At 37.8% G+C, this 20633-nt stretch carries 20 protein-coding genes, 1 pseudogene and 1 other annotated feature; all 21 genes and pseudogenes read right to left on the bottom strand.

The features are described 5' to 3' along the window. Positions 1 to 36: 36 nt before the first annotated feature. The 21 genes and pseudogenes from AC11ZT_RS09625 to AC11ZT_RS09525 all read right to left on the bottom strand — a co-directional run bounded on the left by AC11ZT_RS09625 (position 37) and on the right by AC11ZT_RS09525 (position 20445). Positions 37 to 360 carry a TraR/DksA family transcriptional regulator gene (locus AC11ZT_RS09625; RefSeq protein WP_484059385.1) on the bottom strand — a complete coding sequence of 108 codons (324 nt, stop codon included), beginning with the start codon at positions 358 to 360 and terminating at the stop codon, positions 37 to 39. A 166-nt stretch (positions 361 to 526) separates the two neighbouring features. Continuing rightward, entirely contained in the window at positions 527 to 3292 is a 2766-nt protein-coding gene (gene ileS / locus AC11ZT_RS09620) for an isoleucine--tRNA ligase (RefSeq protein WP_484059384.1), read from the bottom strand. Between the two features lie 57 nt (positions 3293 to 3349). After that, positions 3350 to 3557, bottom strand: a binding site (T-box leader). A 50-nt stretch (positions 3558 to 3607) separates the two neighbouring features. Then, the gene (locus tag AC11ZT_RS09615) at positions 3608 to 4111 is read right to left on the bottom strand and encodes a DivIVA domain-containing protein (protein ID WP_484059383.1); all 504 of its coding nucleotides are present in this window, start codon (positions 4109 to 4111) and stop codon (positions 3608 to 3610) included. Positions 4112 to 4194: 83 nt separating this feature from the next. Continuing rightward, on the bottom strand, positions 4195 to 4968 hold the full coding sequence (locus AC11ZT_RS09610) for a YlmH family RNA-binding protein (protein WP_484059382.1): 774 nt from the start codon (positions 4966 to 4968) through the stop codon (positions 4195 to 4197). A gap of 7 nt (positions 4969 to 4975) precedes the next feature. Further along, positions 4976 to 5242, bottom strand: a complete 267-nt coding sequence (locus AC11ZT_RS09605; RefSeq protein ID WP_484059381.1) for a YggT family protein — start codon at positions 5240 to 5242, stop codon at positions 4976 to 4978. Positions 5243 to 5248: 6 nt separating this feature from the next. Then, a complete protein-coding gene (locus AC11ZT_RS09600) occupies positions 5249 to 5695 on the bottom strand; it encodes a cell division protein SepF (RefSeq protein WP_484059380.1) in 447 nt (148 codons plus the stop codon). Positions 5696 to 5716: 21 nt separating this feature from the next. After that, entirely contained in the window at positions 5717 to 6385 is a 669-nt protein-coding gene (locus tag AC11ZT_RS09595; RefSeq protein ID WP_484059379.1) for a YggS family pyridoxal phosphate-dependent enzyme, read from the bottom strand. After that, a complete protein-coding gene (gene pgeF, locus AC11ZT_RS09590) occupies positions 6382 to 7194 on the bottom strand; it encodes a peptidoglycan editing factor PgeF (protein WP_484059378.1) in 813 nt (270 codons plus the stop codon). Before pgeF ends, AC11ZT_RS09595 begins: the two co-directional genes overlap by 4 nt. Positions 7195 to 7308: 114 nt before the next feature. Then, positions 7309 to 7587, bottom strand: a complete 279-nt coding sequence (locus AC11ZT_RS09585) for a YlmC/YmxH family sporulation protein (RefSeq protein WP_484059377.1) — start codon at positions 7585 to 7587, stop codon at positions 7309 to 7311. Positions 7588 to 7754: 167 nt separating this feature from the next. Beyond that, entirely contained in the window at positions 7755 to 8531 is a 777-nt protein-coding gene (gene sigG / locus AC11ZT_RS09580; RefSeq protein WP_379967062.1) for an RNA polymerase sporulation sigma factor SigG, read from the bottom strand. A 75-nt stretch (positions 8532 to 8606) separates the two neighbouring features. Next, positions 8607 to 9326: an RNA polymerase sporulation sigma factor SigE gene (gene sigE, locus AC11ZT_RS09575; RefSeq protein ID WP_379967059.1), complete on the bottom strand. Its 720-nt coding sequence runs from the start codon at positions 9324 to 9326 to the stop codon at positions 8607 to 8609. 23 nt (positions 9327 to 9349) lie between these two features. Then, complete coding sequence (gene spoIIGA / locus AC11ZT_RS09570; protein ID WP_484059376.1) at positions 9350 to 10252, bottom strand: sigma-E processing peptidase SpoIIGA; 903 nt, start codon at positions 10250 to 10252, stop codon at positions 9350 to 9352. A 238-nt stretch (positions 10253 to 10490) separates the two neighbouring features. Continuing rightward, positions 10491 to 11621 (bottom strand): cell division protein FtsZ, encoded by a 1131-nt coding sequence (ftsZ, locus tag AC11ZT_RS09565; protein WP_484059375.1) that lies wholly within the window; start codon positions 11619 to 11621, stop codon positions 10491 to 10493. 39 nt (positions 11622 to 11660) lie between these two features. After that, positions 11661 to 12938 (bottom strand): cell division protein FtsA, encoded by a 1278-nt coding sequence (ftsA, locus tag AC11ZT_RS09560; protein ID WP_484059374.1) that lies wholly within the window; start codon positions 12936 to 12938, stop codon positions 11661 to 11663. 113 nt (positions 12939 to 13051) lie between these two features. Beyond that, positions 13052 to 13228: pseudogene (locus AC11ZT_RS09555) on the bottom strand (DUF1290 domain-containing protein); the annotation flags it as partial. A 112-nt stretch (positions 13229 to 13340) separates the two neighbouring features. Then, positions 13341 to 14087, bottom strand: a complete 747-nt coding sequence (locus AC11ZT_RS09550; protein ID WP_484059387.1) for a cell division protein FtsQ/DivIB — start codon at positions 14085 to 14087, stop codon at positions 13341 to 13343. Between the two features lie 95 nt (positions 14088 to 14182). Beyond that, positions 14183 to 15091, bottom strand: coding sequence for a UDP-N-acetylmuramate dehydrogenase (gene murB / locus AC11ZT_RS09545; protein WP_484059386.1), 909 nt, complete (start codon positions 15089 to 15091; stop codon positions 14183 to 14185). 324 nt (positions 15092 to 15415) lie between these two features. Further along, on the bottom strand, positions 15416 to 16543 hold the full coding sequence (gene spoVE / locus AC11ZT_RS09540; RefSeq protein ID WP_484059373.1) for a stage V sporulation protein E: 1128 nt from the start codon (positions 16541 to 16543) through the stop codon (positions 15416 to 15418). 88 nt (positions 16544 to 16631) lie between these two features. Continuing rightward, complete coding sequence (gene murD / locus AC11ZT_RS09535; protein WP_484059372.1) at positions 16632 to 17981, bottom strand: UDP-N-acetylmuramoyl-L-alanine--D-glutamate ligase; 1350 nt, start codon at positions 17979 to 17981, stop codon at positions 16632 to 16634. Further along, positions 17982 to 18956 (bottom strand): phospho-N-acetylmuramoyl-pentapeptide-transferase, encoded by a 975-nt coding sequence (mraY, locus tag AC11ZT_RS09530; RefSeq protein WP_484059371.1) that lies wholly within the window; start codon positions 18954 to 18956, stop codon positions 17982 to 17984. A 19-nt stretch (positions 18957 to 18975) separates the two neighbouring features. Continuing rightward, positions 18976 to 20445, bottom strand: coding sequence for a UDP-N-acetylmuramoyl-L-alanyl-D-glutamate--2,6-diaminopimelate ligase (locus tag AC11ZT_RS09525; protein WP_484059370.1), 1470 nt, complete (start codon positions 20443 to 20445; stop codon positions 18976 to 18978). Between the last annotated feature and the right edge of the window lie 188 nt (positions 20446 to 20633).

Genomic DNA, 20633 nt, shown 5'->3' with positions numbered 1-20633 from the left:
CGTTTCACTTCTTAGAAAAACAGATATTGAAAAAATTTATGTTCGTAATACTTCATATGAAAAATCTTGCATGCAACGTGCCGTAGGTAGAATACGAAGCTGTTCAAGTGTCAGTCTTTCTCCTGTTTCTTCACAAATGCCATACATACCGATATCCAGTTTAAAGAGAGCACGCTCAATATCCACTAAATCTGCCTGCACATTGTGAATCACAATTTTTTTCTTACGTGCTTCCTCGCTGTTTACATTCGCAAACTCTTCTCCCCATTCATAGCGATATACCGATTGATTTTCACACGCTAACCTAGCTTTAAGCTCATGTTTCATGTATTCAAGTTCACGTTTCAGATCGTGGTACATATACGCTGCACTCCCTCCATCAACTCTCGAGTGTAACGTTAGTATCTCCGAAAACAATAGGAATACGAGCCACACTTTTTTCCTTTTGAGGGAATTTCAAAAGGAAATAAAAGAAGCTGCCTGTTGGCAGCTTCTTTTATTTGACTTTAACAAGTCATGTATTACTTTATTTCACATAATTCTCATTCACAACAGTTGCGCATCGATCACATAGTGTTGGATGCTCATGATTATGTCCAACAGTTGGGCTCACAATCCAGCAGCGTTCACACGTTTCGCCTTCTGCTTGTTTCACAAGTACAGCTGTACGTTCGAATCTTTGTGCATGTGACGGAGCCTCGTCAATTAAGCCTGCGACACTAAATTCAGAAACGATAAATAGTTGCTTCAAATCTTCTGTAATGGACGATAACAACACTTGCATATCCTTTGTTGGGTACAAGGTAATGCTAGCATTTAATGATTTACCAATTACTTTTTCATTACGTGCTGTTTCAAGTGCTTTTAATACATCGTTACGCAACAGCATAAATGCATCCCATTTTTCCATAAGTGCTTCACTGTCTTCTAATTTCAATGTTTCAGGCATGTCAGTAAGCTGTACACTTTCTTCTGTAACGCCTGGTACATACGCCCACACTTCATCAGCAGTATGCGATAAAATTGGACTCGTAAGCTTCGTAAGCGCAATAAGGACTTTATATAATACCGTTTGAATAGCACGACGATCTGAATGATCTGCTGCTTCAATATACAAAATATCTTTTGCAAAATCTAAATAGAACGAGCTTAAATCAATCGTACAGAAATTGTGCACAGAATGGAAAATTTCTGCAAATTCATACGTTTCATATGCTTCCTTTGTTTTCTCAATCAATACATTTAGTTTAGCAAGCATATAACGATCTACCTCGCGTAGTTGCTCGGTTGGAACTTCATTTGCTGCTGGATCAAAATCAAACAAATTACCTAATAAGAAACGGAATGTATTTCTAATTTTACGATATACTTCCGCAACTTGCTTTAGAATATCATCTGAAATACGGACATCAGCTTGATAATCAACCGAAGCAACCCATAGGCGTAAAATATCGGCACCTAGTTGATCCATAATTTTTTTAGGAGCTACGATGTTACCAAGTGATTTACTCATCTTACGTCCTTCGCCGTCTAACACAAAGCCATGGCTCAGTACTCCCTTATACGGCGCCTTACCAGTTACAGCTACAGCTGTTGATAACGAAGAGTTGAACCAGCCACGATATTGGTCGGAACCTTCCAAATACAAATCCGCTGGACGTTGTAAATCCTCGCGCTCTACTAAAACAGCTTGATGAGAAGAACCAGAATCAAACCAAACATCCATAATGTCTGTTTCTTTTCTGAAAATACCATTTGGACTAGATGGGTGCGTAAATCCTTCTGGAAGTAAATCCTTTGTTTCACGTTCGAACCATACATTCGACCCATGTTCACGGAATAAATTAGATACGTGAGTGATTGTTTCACCCGTAATAATTGGATCTCCATTTTCAGCATAAAAAACTGGAATCGGAACACCCCAAGCACGTTGACGAGAAATACACCAATCACCACGATCACGTACCATATTGAATAATCTTGTTTCGCCCCATGCTGGTACCCATTTCGTTTCTTGAACCGCCTGCAATAATTCTTCACGGAATGCAGCAATAGATGCAAACCACTGTGCTGTCGCACGGAAAATAATTGGTTTTTTCGTTCTCCAATCATGCGGATATGAATGTGTAAAGAATTGTAGCTTTAATAACGCCCCAACTTCTTCTAATTTTTCGGTAATAACTTTATTTGCTTTATCATAAAACAAGCCTTCAAATCCCGGCGCTTCTGCTGTTAAATACCCTTTATCGTCAACAGGACATAATACGTCTAAACCGTATTTTTGGCCGACAATAAAGTCATCTTCCCCGTGTCCAGGTGCTGTATGAACGCAGCCCGTACCAGCATCTGTTGTTACATGCTCTCCAACCATAACAAGTGAATCTCGGTCGTAGAAAGGATGCTTTGCAACGACATATTCGAGCTCAGACCCTTTTACCGTTTTTACAATTTCTGTTTCTTCCCATTCAAGAGTTTTCGTTACTTCTTCTAAAAGTGCTGATGCCACAATAAATTTTGCATCGTTTACTTTTACAACGCTATACTCTAAATCAGGATGTACTGAAATACCAAGATTAGCAGGCATTGTCCATGGCGTTGTCGTCCAAATGATGAATTGCTCATCCCCATCTAACACGCCTTTCCCATCCTTCACATGAAAAGCAACATAAATAGAAGCTGACTTTTTGTCTTTGTATTCGATTTCAGCTTCAGCAAGGGCAGATTCACTTGTAGGAGACCAATAAACTGGTTTTAGCCCTTTGTAAATATAGCCATGCTTTGCCATTTCACCAAACACAAGAATTTGTTGTGCCTCATATTCAGGCTTTAATGTGATATAAGGGTTATGCCAATCGCCTCGAACGCCAAGTCGCATAAACTGCTCACGTTGTCGATCAACTTGTTCATATGCATATTCCGCGCAAAGTTTACGAAATTCTGCAACAGACATTTCCTTCCGCTTTACCCCTTTATTTGTAAGCGCTTGTTCGATCGGTAATCCATGGGTATCCCAGCCTGGTACATACGGTGCGCAATAGCCACTCATGGATTTATAACGTACGATAAAATCTTTTAATACCTTATTTAAAGCATGCCCCATATGAATATCACCATTTGCATAGGGAGGTCCATCATGCAACACGAATAGGGGTCTTCCTTTCGTATGCTCTTGCACCTTTTTATACATATTTACTTCAGCCCACTGCTCTTGCATTGCTGGTTCACGCTTTGGTAAATTACCACGCATTGGGAAATCAGTTTTCGGCATTAATAGTGTATCTTTGTATTCCATTTGTTTCATTCCTCCTTGATAATTTTGACAAAAACAAAAAAAGACCAACGCATCCCAAAAAGGGACGAGAAGGTCTCCCGCGGTACCACCCTTGTAGACTAAACCAGTCCACTCAATATTCGTAACGTGAATATACGCCAAAGCTTACTTAATTCAGCCTGGAACTCCAGGGTGATATTCCTTCTTTTTCGGTATCTCGAGCTTCCACCAACCTCGATTCGCTGTATACAGAAAAAGAAGTACTCGTCCCTATCATCGTTTTTATCGAAAGTATTTGTTATAGAATTATATGTAATTATGAGCAAAACGTCAAGATTACATTGAATCGCCTTGCTTAACAAAGCCTGCTTCTTGTTCTAATTCCAGTAGAGTATCCCAGTCGTCATTATTTAACATATCTAATTGCGCTTCTAATAGCATGCGGAATCTTGTACGGAATACCTTGGATTGTTTCTTTAATTCATCAATATCAAATGTTACCTTACGCGATTTCACTAGCGCTTCATTTATAATCCGATCTGCATTTTTTTCAGCTTCACGAATAATGAGTTTTGCCTCTTTTTGAGCATTTCTCTTCACATCTTCAGCAGCTTCTTGTGCAATGATAATTGATTTATTTAAAGTGTCTTCAATACTAGAAAAATGACCGAGCTTCTGCTGCAATTCTTCGACTTGATCCTCTAACTTTTTCTTCTCACGAATAATGAGCTCATAATCTTTAATTACTTGATCAAGAAACTCATTTACTTGATCTTCGTCGTATCCACGAAAGCCACGGTTAAATTCTTTATTATGAATATCCAATGGTGTTAAGGGCACGAACGCCACCTCCACGTAGTTATATAGAATTGCACTTTAAAGGATTGTTCGACATGATTAGAACAATTTCCTCCAAAAGCGTATTAATTTTGCAAGCCAAAAACAATTTTCCATTTGTCTCGTTTTGATTTACCGTTTATTTCTATTAATTTACTTCTACCATAACCTCGGGCCGATATAACATCTCCTTCACGGCACTCAAAAGAAGAATGCTCAACCACTTTCCAATTTACTTTTACAAGTCCACTTTTAATGAGTAACTGCAACTTTTGTCTAGATACGTGAAACATTTCAGAAGCTAGCGCATCTAGACGTAATGACGAAACAGTTCCTACCTTCTCTATCCACTCTTCCTTACTCAAAATCAAATCACTAAGAGGAATCGTATATACTGTTACCGATGCTTTACCAATTGTCTGTAAATTAGTTTGGAGATAGGAAGCAACTTCTTCCTCAACTACAAGCTGAATCGTATCATCCTGCAATAGTATATCCCCAAATTTCTCACGTTTTAGTCCAAGTGACATAAGAGTCCCTAACACTTGTCTATGCTCTATCGTATAAAACTTAGAAGCATAATGAATCGATAAAGCCTGTAGAGAAAAGTCATTTTCCTCAGGTGTTATATAAGAAGGACAAATAATAGCTCGTTTTCGCTCCGCAAATCGAGAACCTCCATAAGAATACACGATTACGTCGGCATTACTACCTACAATAGTGCTTATAATGCTTTGCTCTCTTGGATCTAGGAAATCTGTCAACTTTGATTTTTGATAGAATTCAGCCGCTTCCTTCCATTCCAGTACCTTATCAACAAAGATAGCTTCTTCTGGACGGAAGTGTTCGTAAATGCTCATCTGTCAATCACCCTAAAAAAATTGTTAAGATTCGATCTAACCCAGACTGAGCAAAACGAAGTACGATAATAGCTACGATAGGTGAAATATCAATCATTCCGATTGCTGGTATAATGCGGCGAAACGGCTCTAAAAATGGTTCACAAATGCGGGCCAGGAAAACACCGAAGGCAGATTCTCTAGCACTCGGTAACCAAGATAGAAAAATATAAACAATTAATGCATAGTAATAAACGCTAAAGAGGGTCATTATTACGTCGCGAATGATATACATGAAGGTTTACCACCTCTTTATATTTGAATTTTCTTCTTCTCCTAATAACTCGGTAATTGCTCCCACAATATCAACATTTTCAGGAGTACAAATAAACGTTTTTACACCAAGCTTTTGAATATCCCCGCCAATTGCATACACTGTACCGCTTAAAAAATCTACGATTCGTAGCGCCTGATCATTGGCCATCCGTTGCAGGTTAATAACAACAGCACGTTTGCTTTTTAACTGGTCTGCAATGCCTTGTGCTTCCGAATACGTTCGTGGTTCAAGTAAAACAACTTTCGAAGAATTCTTTCCTTTATCAATACTTACTACATTTTGTTTTTGCACATTTTTTTGAATAGGTAGCTCGTCATCCACTGGTTGCTGTCTCTCCATTTCGAACTGCTTGTGCTCCTCTAGCTCCTCATTTGTGTCAAAGAAAAAATCTTTCACCTTTGACCAACTCATGTATTTCCCTCCTCAACGATCTCAAGCGACCAATATCGTTCCTAACCGTATAAAAGTTGCTCCTTCTTCAATAGCAATCGTGTAGTCGTTGGACATACCCATCGATAATTCTGTACAAGGAGCATATGGCAGGTGCAACGCATGTATTTCGGATTGAATACTCTTTAAAGCATGGAAACATGAACGAATCTCATCCTCATTATTCGTATAAGGTGCCATTGTCATAAGTCCGATAACATTAATTTTATCATAGGCTTCCAATTCCTTCACAAATAAAATTGCTTCTTGTGGATTTAAGCCATGCTTAGACTCTTCTGATGAGGTTTTCACCTGCACGAAACAACGAATGGTTTTCTCAGCTCGCTTTTGAATTTCTTCTGCCAGCGAAATACGATCAAGCGAATGTAAATAATCAATCTTATTTATAATCTCTTTTACTTTTCTTGTTTGAACCGATCCAATATAATGCCAACTCGCTTCGTGACCAAAAACTTCATGTTTATGCAAAAAACCTTCTACACGGTTTTCCGCTAAATGTGTTAATCCTGCGTGGAGTACTTCCTGTGTTTTTTCATCCCCTACCGTTTTTGTTACCGCTACAATTGTAACCTCACTAGGTAAGCGATTTACTTTTTTGCACGCCTGTTCAATTTCATGTGTCACATGTTCTAAATGATTTAATACTGTCAACGGTCATACCCCTCCTTAAAACCGATAAAACTCATCATGCGTCCTGTTTTCCCACCATCACGTCTATGTGAAAAAAACAAATCTTTTTCACAGCTCGTACAAAAAGAGGAAACAGCTATGTTTTGATCGGGTATACCCGCTTGCAGTACTAACTGACGATTTATTTCCTTTAAATTGATAGCATACTGTCCAGCTGATACAACTTTATGCGGTACAGGATTCCGCATTGTTTTTTGAATAGCATCTAATACTCGGTCATCGACAACATAGCAACAATCTCCTATAGATGGTCCTATAGCAACGTGAATGTTAGTAAGAGGAACTTGTTCATCCTCTGACCATTTTCGAATCATCTCCAGTGCTATTCCCTTTGCAGTACCTTTCCAACCAGCATGGGCTAGTCCAATGAGATGATGGGATGGTGCATAGAAATATAGGGGAACACAGTCTGCATAACAGGATGTTAACAACATGTTTTCCTGCGTTGTATAAATTCCATCTGTGTCAGGAATGCCATCTTCAAATTGAAACACACCTTTACCTTTGTCTTCATTTTCTACTCTTTGTACATGATTATCATGAACCTGCACTGAGCAAATCCATGATTCTAAAGGAAAAGTAAGTTTTTCTGAAAGGATTCGACGATTTTCCTGAACAACTTCTGGACGATCCTGCACGTGCAATCCAACATTTAAAGAATGATAAGGATATTCGCTCACTCCACCTTCACGTGTAGTGAAGCCTGCTGTGACTCCGGCCCAATTTTCAATGAACAAAATGCCGTCCTTATTTTGAAATGGTTCATACATAATGCAACGGCTCCTTATTTCAGCATAAAAAAGCATGGTGTTTGTTGTCTATTTTACCATACTTTTATTTTTCCATAATGACAATATAAAATAAAGAGGAATTTGCAATATTTTTCAGGAAAATGTCGTAGGTACAGCCGGATTTATAGTCGTTTCACTTATCTGCATACGAACAAGAATCACATCTTCTCCAATTTTCACAATTTGACGCCACGGAATTGTAATTTCATCCTCTTTTCTCAATAGTCCTAGCATTTTCCCTTGCTTACCAATAATGATTGCTTGAATTTTCCCAGTAATAACGTCAATATCAATATCCCCAATGTTTCCAAGTTTTTTTCCATCAAAGACATTTACTACATCTTTCGATTGAAATTCTGAAATTCGAATCATGAGCATCCTCTCCTTTGTAATTAGTATATGATACAAGTTCATGCCATATGAAAAAGAAAAACCGTTAATGAGCCAATGTACTCATTAACGGTCTATCCCTGAAACCGATTAGATATAAAGCCGGTTTTCCTTTATAAATTGGTGACGTAATATAACCTTATTACTCTTTATTGAATGGATTTATTCATTTGTTTAATTGCTGATTTTTCAAGACGAGAAACTTGCGCTTGAGAAATACCGATTTCTTCAGCAACCTCCATTTGCGTTTTCCCTTGAAAAAATCGTTTTCGAATAATCATCTTTTCACGTTCGTTTAAACGTTTCATTCCCTCTTTTAACGCAAGCTCTTCCACCCACTGCTCATCCTTTTGTTTATCATCACTGAGCTGGTCCATAACAAAAATCGGATCTCCCCCATCATTATAAATCGGCTCAAACAACGATACAGGATCTTGAATAGCATCCAAAGCAAAAACAACTTCTTCATGCGTAACGCCAAGTACCTTTGCAATATCCATTGCGGTAGGCTCTTTAGAATGTTTAGAAATAAGCCTTTCCCGCACTTGTAGTGCTTTATAAGCGATATCACGTAAGGAACGAGAAACACGAATCGGATTATTATCCCGTAAATATCTTCGTATCTCCCCAATAATCATCGGTACAGCATATGTGGAAAATTTAACATTTTGACCTAAGTCAAAGTTATCAATGGATTTCATAAGGCCGATACAGCCAACTTGAAACAAATCGTCAACAAATTCTCCCCTGTTGTTAAATCGTTGGATGACGCTTAGTACAAGACGTAAATTTCCGTTAACGAGTTTTTCTCTCGCGGTCGTTTCTCCCGATTGCATTTCCTGGAATAATCTGCGCATCTCATCGTTTTTGAGCACTGGAAGTTTCGATGTGTCTACGCCGCAAATTTCTACCTTGTTTCGTGTCAATGTATTCCCTCCTACTGGGAGTTGCTGTACAGAGTAAAGTATCTCCTTTGAAGGGAATTTTATGCACGAGTATAATTAGACCATTTTATTAAATTCTTTTCGTAATCGTTTAATGATTCGCTTCTCCAAACGCGAAATATAAGACTGCGATATTCCTAGCATGTCAGCTACATCTTTCTGTGTTTTTTCTTCTCCACCATCTAACCCGAATCGAAGCTCCATAATTTGTTTTTCCCTCTCATTAAGTTGGTGAAGAGCCTTTAATAATAGATGACGATTTACATTTGCCTCCAAATCCTTTGTGATAATATCGTCCTCTGTACCAAGCACGTCTGATAACAAAAGTTCGTTTCCGTCCCAGTCAATATTTAATGGTTCATCAAAAGACACTTCAGAACGATTTTTGTTATTTCGGCGAAGATGCATTAATATCTCATTTTCAATACAACGAGAAGCATAAGTTGCTAATTTAATTTTCTTCTCCGGATTAAATGTATTTACAGCTTTAATAAGGCCAATTGTTCCTATACTTATTAAATCTTCAATGTTTATTCCTGTGTTTTCAAACTTCCTAGCAATGTAGACGACAAGGCGTAAATTTCTCTCAATGAGAAGAGCACGTGCCGTTTCGTCACCAGTTGGAAGCTTTTGCAATAATACTTCTTCTTCTTCCTTTGTTAAAGGGGGTGGAAGCGCTTCACTTCCGCCAATATAGAAGATTTCATCGGTCTTAATTCCAAGCTTACGTAATATTTTATACAGTAGATACATAAGTTTCAGTTTTCGTTTTCCCATATGGTTTCCCCCTAACTATCTAGTTATGCAGTTGTCGACAGTAGCATTTTCGGATGTAGAATACATGTGTACTCATTGTCAGAAGACAACTTTGTATGATTAATACCTACGAAAACGTTTGTAACCGAAACCATCTCTCCATCTTTGCAAACTCGAACTGTATCGGGCTTAACTGCTACTAGTAACTGATCCTTCTGTCCAATACCTCGGTAAGGAATGATCCGAACACGCTTCATCCAATCTTCGTGTTCTTCATGATCAAAGAAAAGCTCTGTAACTTGTTTTGACTGTTCTAGGAGCCACTCCGGAAAAAGACTTCTTGCTGTTTGTGCCTCTACAATCATGACTGGTGTCCTTGAAATAGGATCGTATAATTGATTTCCATTATCAATCAATCCCTTTAAATGTAGCTGAATCCCGTTTATGGTAACTTCTACAGCAACAATTTGATCATAGCGTATATTTGTCAATTCAATATCTGCAATTCTTTTTTTTGAAAAGTAATAAATAACGGGAAAGCCAATTAAGACAAATAGCCAGCTAATCGGATCACCAAAAGATGTTTGTTTAGAAATTACACTTTGTAAAACGCTATCCTGTATAAAGAAATGTAGTCCAATTAATCCTCCGCCTACCATAAAGGTAACGAAATAAAACATACACAATGTCGTAAAAAAAGTGCGAATACGTGTAAAACCAAATGTCGCATATACAATTAGAATGGAAAAAAGAAGCTTACTTATAGGATGAGCAAATAGAAATGCTACAGGCGTTAGAGCAAATAGAACGAGGATGGATCCAAGGAGTGATCCACAAAGAAGTCTCCGTTTTTTTACTTTTTTCTTTAGAATAACCGCAGTGAGAAGCAAAAGCAGGTAGTCAATGCACAGATTTAGAAGCAAAACAATATCCGCGTAAACAACCAAATGCTCACCTCTTACGTCTTGATTTAAGTTCAAACTGCCTAGTTTAATAGGATAAAATTAGTATACTGCATTTACACTGTGAAAGTCTGTCAATTCTTGTTGTGATTTTATTTGTTATTTTGCTACTTCTAGCCACATCCTGTCAGTTAGGTAAAGTGACGCAGACTAGCCAATGAGGCTAGAGTAAAATACTTGTAAGCAAAAAAAAGCTGACAGATGTCAGCTTTTTTTGCTTACATTATCGTCTGCGACGATTACGTAAAAATGCAGGAATATCAATATCTTCTACTTGAGGTTGAGGGCTCCGCTCGGCAGACTCTTCCCGGCTTACTTCTCGTGTTTTTGCTTGCGGCGTTGCTTGCGGCGCGGCTGGAGTACTTGGTCTTGCCATAGGTTTAGGAAGCTGGACAGCAATGTTGTCATCAAATCCTGTTGCAATTACAGTTACGATAATTTCGTCCTTCAAATTTTCATTAATAACAGAACCGAAAATCATATTTACTTCCGGATCTGAGGCAGAAGCTACAATATCTGCTGCTTCCTGTACCTCGTACAAGCTTAGGTTCGTTCCACCTGTAATGTTCATAAGAACACCCTGAGCACCATCAATTGATGTTTCGAGTAACGGACTAGAAATAGCACGCTTTGCAGCTTCTGCTGCGCGGTTCTCCCCTGTTCCAATTCCAATTCCCATTAATGCTGAACCTTTGTTTGACATAATTGTTTTAACATCTGCAAAATCCAGGTTAATAAGTCCAGGAACTGCGATTAAATCAGATATACCTTGCACACCTTGACGCAATACGTTATCCGCTTCACGGAATGCTTCTAGCATAGGTGTATTTTTATCTACAATTTCTAATAAGCGGTCATTTGGAATAATGATGAGTGTATCTACATTTTCTTTTAAAGCAGCAATTCCTGACTGTGCTTGTGTGGCGCGTTTACGACCTTCAAATGTAAAAGGACGTGTTACAACCCCTACCGTTAAAGCTCCTAATTCTTTTGCAACTTGAGCGATAACAGGAGCTGCGCCAGTACCGGTTCCTCCGCCCATACCTGCCGTCACAAAAACCATATCTGCTCCGCGCAATGCTTCTTGAATCTGTTCTTTGGTCTCTTCAGCAGCTTTTTTTCCTACTTCAGGATTTGCCCCTGCTCCTAACCCTCGAGTTAGCTTACCACCAATTTGCATTTTCGTTTCGGCTTTTGATAGATTTAAAGCTTGGGAATCTGTATTAACGGCGATAAAATCTACTCCTTGTACACCGTGCTCAATCATACGATTTACTGCATTGTTCCCGCCGCCACCTACACCGATAACTCTTATATTTGCTAATTGATCTTGAGTAGTATCAAATTCTAACATATCAAAATCCCCCTAGAACCTCAATTTTCTTGTATGCGCCTAATCCCATAAGTAGCGGATAACTTTTTTCATTTTATTAATCATACGATCCTCATCACGCGGTTTAGATTTAACTGGTGTTTGAGGAACTGGTACAGGTGTACGACGTTCAAAGCTATCTACATTTTCTTGAATAGACTTTCCTTTTAGCTTCGCTTTTTGATATGCATTTCGGATAAGCCCAACGCCAATTGTATATTGCGGTTCACGGACCCCAATATAATCCGGGATAGCAATTCGAACATTTTCATTTAAAATTTCTTGAGCTAAATCTAGTACACCAGGCATCGCAACTACCCCGCCTGTTAACACATATCCCCCCGCCAATTGTTTCACACCTAGTTTTTCTAGTTCTTGACGAACGAATACAAATATTTCTTCTAGCCGTGCTTCGATGACCTCTGCAAGTTCAGCTTGTGTACATTGTAACGTATGATCACTGCCCATAATAGGCACAGTAAACATCTCTTCTTCAGAGGCTACTTCGGCAAACGCATGTCCATATTTAATTTTCACTTTCTCTGCATTTTCAGTGGATGTCTTAAAGCAAATGGTAATATCTTTCGTAATATGTTCTCCACCTATAGGAATGACATTCGTAGATTGCAAGATGCCTTCTTGAAATACAGAAACGGTTGTACAACCCCCGCCAATATCTACTAAAGCAATTCCCATATTCTTTTCATCTGTTGAAAGGGCTATAGTAGCTGCAGCTAACGGTTGCAATGATATGTCAACAATTTCAAGTCCTGCCCGTTCCACGCAGCGAAGCAAATTATGTAGTAAAGTTTTAGCTCCTGTAACGAGTGTTCCTTCCATTTCGAGACGAACACCGATCATACCGCGCGGATCATTAATTTCATCTAATCCGTCTACGATAAACTGTCTTGGAATTACGTCTATAATTTCACGTTCTGGCACAATCGAAACAACTTGTGCAGCATCAATGACACGTAATACATCTTCGTTCTCAATTTCACGGTTTTCATTCGATACAGCAACTACACCATGACAATGATGAAGCTGTACTTGATTTGCGCCGATTCCAACAACAACGCGGTGAATGTCCATCCCGACCATTCGTTCTGCTTGCTCAATCGCTTTTTTAATCGTTTGTACAGTCTCATCTATGTCAACAATAGAGCCTTTTTTTAATCCATTTGATTTTGCAGTTCCGACACCAATAATATTAAGTGTTTCATTTACCATTTCGCCAATGATAACTTTAACATGGGATGTACCGATGTCAAGACTAACATACATTTCATTGCTGTTCATACCTTGGCACCTCCTTTTTAATTTATATCATTCATAGAGTTTTATTTGAACGCCTTTCGTCGCTTATATATAAGAAAAATATTCAACATTATCATACATATCCCTTTTTTTGCAAGCATATTTTTCTTATTTTTGTTCGAAAGCATTCTTTTTGCCAATAATAATCGTCGTATCACAGCAATTTTTAGAACAAATACTACTTCAAAAGCGAATAATACCACTATCTATAAGTCTACACCAAGATGTACTCCTAGAAAAGCTAAACTTATAGCAAAGATTATATTAAAAAACAATCTTAAAAAAGGACATCTACCTCCGTAGTCATCTTTGTTTACACAATATTAGATAGAATACGCAAATGTTTGTTTCCAGCAGTATAAATTCGAATCATTTCTTCACATTTTAGTTTAGATGCTCAATATAGGCTCCCACTTCCAAATGAATTTGTACCTTATCCCCCGGTTTTAATTGTTTAATAATAAGTGGGTAAGCACTCATTTTTGTTGCAAAGTCTTGAATTGTCACACTTACTACATACCCTTTATCCATAAACAAGAGAATATGATTAGGATCTGTTGAATTAGGAGAAAAATGAATTTCTGAAATAGCACGTACAATACTCGAATCCAATTTGGCAAGCTCCGTGGAGAGCTGCTGGATGGTGTTTTCATCTTTAAAATCTATAAATAACGGAGCTGCAACAGGAAGTGTATTCCCTTTTAAAGCTCCTATCGATTTACCGTTTTCTAATATGGGATACAGCGTATTATCCTTCTTTACATATCCAGTTGTTTTATATTCTTCAATTACGATAGCAATCTTATTTGGAAATAGTTTTTTTACAACCGCATTCTTTATTTCGGTTTGCTGTTTTAATTTTTCTTCAGATCGACTAGCATTAATCCGAAAATAACTCATGTCATAAGTTACACCTGAAAGTGCCATTACATCATTTTTATTTAAGTAATGATTTCCTTCTATAGAGATATCAGCAATTTTACTAATAGGTGATCGAAAGTAAATGCCAAACATAACCAGCATAAATAAAATAGAAAGATAGAGTACAAGTCTACGATTCATTTTTTTTCTCTTTTGTTGTTTTAACTTTGGAACACGGTCCTCAAGCTGAATGACCTTTTTATCCATAATAGCTCCTCCATGTTGGTAACATAAAGAACGGCATAGTACTTCATGCCGTTCTTTTTTTGTTCATTATAGCATAACTTGGAAATCGATAGAAATAACTATATTCTTCCTATCATTTCCACTTCTGTATGCATTTCCACACCATATTTCTCCTTAATTGTCCGTTTTACAAAGTCAATTAATTGCAATACATCCTTTGCAGTTGCCCCTCCTGTATTTACAATAAAATTACCATGCATCGGGGAAATTTGTGCTCCACCAATTTGATATCCTTTCAAACCCGCTCTTTCCACAAGATTTCCTGCATGATTTGGTAACGGGTTACGAAAAATACTACCTGCACATGGATAATTCCATGGCTGTGTTTCTTTGCGATAGTCTTTGTTTTTTTGCATAACGGAAAAGACTTGTTCCCGATCACCTTTTGAAAGGGCAAGCTCTGCCTCCAATACAATTCCAGGTCTTTCTTTTTGTAGTATAGATGTTCGGTACGAAAACATAAGCTCTTTATTTGTTAGCCATTCGACGGTACCGTCCGCAAATAAAATGTGAACTCTTGATACAATTTGTGACATATCTGATTTATGAGCTCCTGCATTCATATAGATAGCACCGCCCACGCTTCCAGGTATACCAGAAGCAAACTCTAAACCAGTAAGCCCTTGTTTGCTTATGTTTGTAGCGAGTCGTACTAGCGGATATCCTGCTCCAACACGAACAATGGTATCTTTTATTTCAAGATGATCTAGTCCTTCGCCAAACTTTAAAACAACGCCCTCTATTCCATTGTCTGACACAAGCAAATTGGATCCACGACCAATTACCGTCCACTTTATTCCATATTGTTGGATAAACTTTATTGTTTGTTCAACACTTTCTACGTTGTTTGGTATAACCATAATATCCGCAGGTCCACCAATTTTCATGGTTGTATGTCGCGCGAGTGGTTCGCTAGTAAGTATTTTTCCAACATTGGCTTGTTTAAGCTCATTAGCTAATTGTTGCATATTAATCTCCCCCATAAAAATCCTCCATACTCTAATCGTATGCAAGACGTTCACCTAACGTTATTTGTGTACAAGTATCTTCTCTATTTTTCATATACATTTTCTTTTTTATGTAACAGCACGATTCGTACGAAAATACAACTTGTAACTTTAGCAAGACACCTATTACCTTAAGAATATCACAAATCCACTCATGAAATGAATGACTCGGAATTACGATACTCGGTTTCGATGACGCTGTCAACTATCAAAATCATACAAAACCTATTAACCTTCAAATGATGTTCATGTACAGCAAAAAACCCCTGTTTACTCAACAGAGGTTTAAAGACGAGCATGACGACTAATATTTAACAATACTCCGATAGCCATCAATGTTAGCGTTAAGCTTGACCCACCATAACTAATAAAGGGCAATGTAATACCTGTAACAGGAATAAGCCCTGTTACAACCCCTATGTTAATCATGACTTGAACTGCAATCATCGCTACAATACCTACAGCTAAAAATGTTCCATATAAATCAGGTGCTCCCAATGCAACTCGTACACCTCGCCATAATAGCAAACCAAATAATAGCAGAACAAATGATCCGCCAATAAAGCCAAGTTCTTCAGAAATAATTGCAAAAATAAAATCTGTTTGTGGTTCAGGCAAATAATAAAATTTCTGTCTACTTTGTCCAAGTCCTAGACCAAACAACCCGCCTGGTCCAATAGCAAAGAGTGATTGAATGATTTGAAAACCACTTCCAAGAGGATCAGACCATGGATCTAAGTAAGAGGTAATCCGTCTCATACGATAGGGCGCTGACCAAATTAATCCAATAAACCCCGCTACACCTAACAGACCTAATATAACAAAATGCATAATTCTAGCGCCTGCAATAAAAATCATAATAATACATGTACCCACCATAACCGTTCCAGTACCCAAATCTGGTTGTAGCATTATCATGCCAAATGCAAGAAAAACAATGGCAAGTGAAGGAGCTAACCCTCGTGTGAAAGTCGTAATCGTTTTCTGCCGCTCTGAAAGAAATTTAGAGAGATAAATAATCATGGCAAATTTCATAAATTCAGATGGTTGAATCGAAAATGCTCCAATCCCAATCCAGCTTCGTGCTCCCCCTCGTTCCATCCCAATACCAGGAATTAACACAACAATAAGCAACACGAAACATAAGAGCAAAATTGTCAATGCATATTTCCGCCACACCCAATAATCAATATTCATTATACTAAACATCGCCACGATCCCTAATCCTGCAAACAATAGCTGTCTTTTTGCGAAAAAGAATGGATCATCAAACTTGTAGGACGCCCATACACTACTGGCACTGTATACCATCATCATACCAAACGTCAGCAGCATACAAGTTACCACAATAAGCACAAAATCAGGAGCTTTTTTTGCCTGCAATACGAAACACCTCTTTGCATGTATGTACATTAAACGTGTACCTACTCATAGTGCGAGGCTGCTGCAATAATGCTGCCAAAAATGTGTGCACCGAGGATTAATCCTCAAACATCTCGCTTTATACTAGCTTATGCACAAATTGTATGAACATGTCCCCTCTTTGTTCAAAAGTTTTAAACTGATCCCAGCTTGCACATGCAGGAGAAAGAAGAATTACATCTCCTTCTTCGGACAAATCATATGCTTTTTGCACGGCTTCTTCTAAATGCTCTACTTGTACAATAGATTTAACCTTCGCTTCTTGTGCCGTTTTTATCAATTTTGGTGCAGTTTGACCAAATGTAAGCAATGCCTTTACATTTTGAAAATAGGGTAGTAACGCGTCAAAATCATTGCCACGATCTAACCCACCTGCAAGTAAAATAACGGGCTTGTCAAAAGCAGAAATAGCTTTTTGAGTTGCTAATATATTAGTCGCCTTAGAATCATTGTAGAATTTACGATTATGTATAGTCGTTATATATTGCAGTCTATGCTTCACACCCGTAAAGGTTTCTAACACATGGACAATTGCTTCATTTGAAACACCCATTAGCTTTGCAACACTCATAGCAGCTAGTATATTTTCCAAATTGTGTTTGCCAGGAAGGGCAATATTACTTATCTCCATTACTCTTTCTTTACAAAAATAAAGGGCACCGTCTTTTACATACGCTCCATCTTCAATTACTTTTGTCGTGGAAAATGGAAGTCTTTGACCCTTACTTCGCTGTGACCATTTCAACACATTTTCGTCATCAACATTAATGACGCAATAATCGTCTTCTGTTTGATTTTTAAATATATTTGATTTTGCTCGGCAATATTCTTCCTTCGTACCATGATAATCTAAATGTGCATCAAACAAGTTTAACAGGACTGCAATTTTCGGTTGAAAAGTTTGGATTCCCATCAGCTGGAATGAGGATAATTCCGTTACAATTATGTTATCTTTCTTTGCAAAAGAAGCCACTTCACATGCAACTGTGCCAATATTACCTGCAATTAAAGGTTGCTTGTCCCCTTGTTTTAGCATTTCAAATATTAAGGTTGTTGTTGTCGTTTTTCCGTTTGAACCTGTAATACCAATAAATGGTGCATCTGAAATGAAATACGCAAGCTCTACTTCAGTAATAATAGAGATTCCTTTTTCTTTTGCAGCTACAAGAATTGGATTGCTATAAGGAATTCCTGGATTTTTCACAACCAATTCCACATCCGTCAGTAATTCAAGTGGATGACTTCCGCAGACAACATGAAATCCTTCCTGCTGCAAACGCTGTGCCATTGGATTATCTTCTAATGGCTTCTTATCGTTCACAATAACATGAGCACCTAAACTTTTTAATAGTGTTGCGGCTGCATAGCCGCTTTTTGCTATCCCTAAAACTAGTATATGTTTATTCTTATACGCCTCTACCGTTTTCACTTACATCCACACCTCGATATAGATTCCTAACACTGCAAACAATAATCCAACCGTCCAAAACGTAACGACAACGCGCCACTCTGACCATCCACTAAGTTCATAATGATGATGAATCGGGCTCATTTTAAATACGCGTTTACCAGTTGTTTTGAATGATATTACTTGAATAATAACAGATAATGTTTCGATGGCAAAGATACCACCAATAATAGCAAGAAGCAATTCTTGTTTAATTAATATAGCAGCAGCAGCAATTGCTCCTCCTAAAGCAAGAGAGCCCGTATCACCCATAAATACTTTAGCGGGGTGAGCATTAAATACTAAAAATCCTAAAACAGCCCCAACAATTGCCATACAAAACACAGAAACCTCATATTGTCCTTGATAAAATGCCAGTATAGCATATGCTCCAAAAGCAACAGCAGATGTTCCTGCTAGCAATCCGTCAAGTCCATCTGTTAAATTAACTGCGTTAGATGCACCGACTAACAAAAATAAGATAAGAAGAAAATAGCCAAAACCAAGTTCAAAATGTATAGTAGTTCCAGGTATGTGTAAATCTGTTGAAAAGCCAAATGCTTTGTAGAATACAAAAAATACAATAGCAATAAAGATTTGTCCTAGTAGCTTTTGCTTCGAAGTTAATCCTAAATTACGTTTCATTACGACTTTAATAAAATCATCCCAAAATCCTAACAATCCATAGCCAAACGTAACAAAAAGAAGCAAATATGTGGTAACATTTAGTTTTCCAAATTTCGCTACCATGAGAACCGTAGTAACCATAATGGAGATAAAAATAACGATTCCTCCCATGGTAGGAGTTCCTGATTTCTTCTGATGCGATTTAGGTCCTTCTTCTCGTATGCTTTGTCCAAACTTTAAACGCCGCAAAAAGGGGATAAAGATTGGAGAAATAGCAACGGCAATAAGAAATGCAACAGCAACAGTTACGAATAGTCCTTGCTGTATCACGTATGTTTCCCCCCTTTCTCTAGTTGTTTATGCGCTTTACGATAGCAGATTTTGCAACGGTTCGATCGTCAAAGTCAAAAACAGTTTTTCCAATAATTTGATACGTTTCATGGCCTTTTCCTGCAATTAGAATCACATCATCCTTTGATGCAGATACAATTGCATGCTCAATTGCTTGATGACGATCTACTATTACTTCATAGTTATCTGCATCAAGACCGTTTGTCATATCAAGTAATATTGCTTCCGGATCTTCACTTCTAGGATTATCAGAAGTTAAAATGGCATAATCTGCAAATTTCGTTGCAATTTGTGCCATAATCGGGCGTTTTGAACGATCACGATCACCCCCGCACCCTACAATACAATAAATTTTCGATTTTGCAAACTGTCCAATTGTTTCAAGAGCGTTTTGTAGGCTATCCGGTGTATGAGAATAATCCACAATCACCGCAAAATCTTGCCCCTGATCCACAACTTCAAATCGACCTGGCACACCATTTATTGTTTGAATAACTTCTACAATTGTATCAATGGAAACACCTGATACAATCGCAGCAGAAACAGCTGCTAGTACATTGTACACATTAAATTTACCAACTAGCTTCATTGTAACTCTTTTCGTATGTTGCGGAGTAATAAGAGTAAAACTCGTTCCACTACTGCTCATCAAAATCTCAGTAGCCATAATATCACTTTTTTCTATCAATCCATATGTAATAATTGTGGCTTGTGTCATCATCTTATATGTCATTGACGCGGGATCATCATTGTTTAAAATAGCAAATTTAGGTTTATCAAGATTAAATCTGTTTCCTAACTGAGAAAATAATAGACCTTTCGCCTGTTTATACTCATCCATCGTTTTATGATAATCTAGATGATCTTGAGATAAATTCGTAAACACTGCGACATCATAATCACATCCATGCACACGTCCTAGATGGAGAGCATGGGAAGAAACCTCCATAACTGCACTATCTACTTTACGGATTACCATTTCATGAAATGCGCGCTGCAACGTTAAAGAATCGGGGGTTGTATTTTTCACCGCAAACGTTTCATCAGCAATTTTCATATTGATTGTACCAATTAAACCTGTTTTATGACCGTGATGTTTCATCATTTCATCAATAATATGTGATGTTGTCGTTTTTCCGTTCGTTCCGGTCACCCCGATAAGATGTAGGTTATGTGTAGGCTGATTATAAAATGTATCTGCTAGCAATGCTAATGCTCTTGAGGAATTCTTCACAAGAACTACTGGAATAGTAGCATCTACAGGTCTTTCTGCTATAATAGCAGCCGCACCTTGTGCAGCTGCTTGCTGTGCAAAGTTATGACTATCCACAGTGAATCCTTTAATGCAAACGAACAAACTTCCTTGTTTCACCTGACGCGAGTCATTTTCAATAGATATTATATCCGGATTTTCACTTGGAATAACCGGAAAATCATGCAAACATGATACAAGTGTGTGCAACTTCATCTTACTATATCCTCTCTACCAATAAAATTTGATGGTACTCTACCTCTTTACAATTCTTATCCTACTCTTCTCCTTAGGACAATTTCGCCCATACAGATTAAAATTTTACATGATAGATTGGAAAACGTCTAGTTCCCCATGTAAATCCGTATTTTCGATCCTTGTTTTACCTTTACACCGGACTGTGG

This window comes from Ectobacillus sp., from assembly GCF_056992975.1.
Note: the sequence above shows the minus strand (reverse complement) of the source record. Positions and strands in the feature narration are given on the sequence as shown.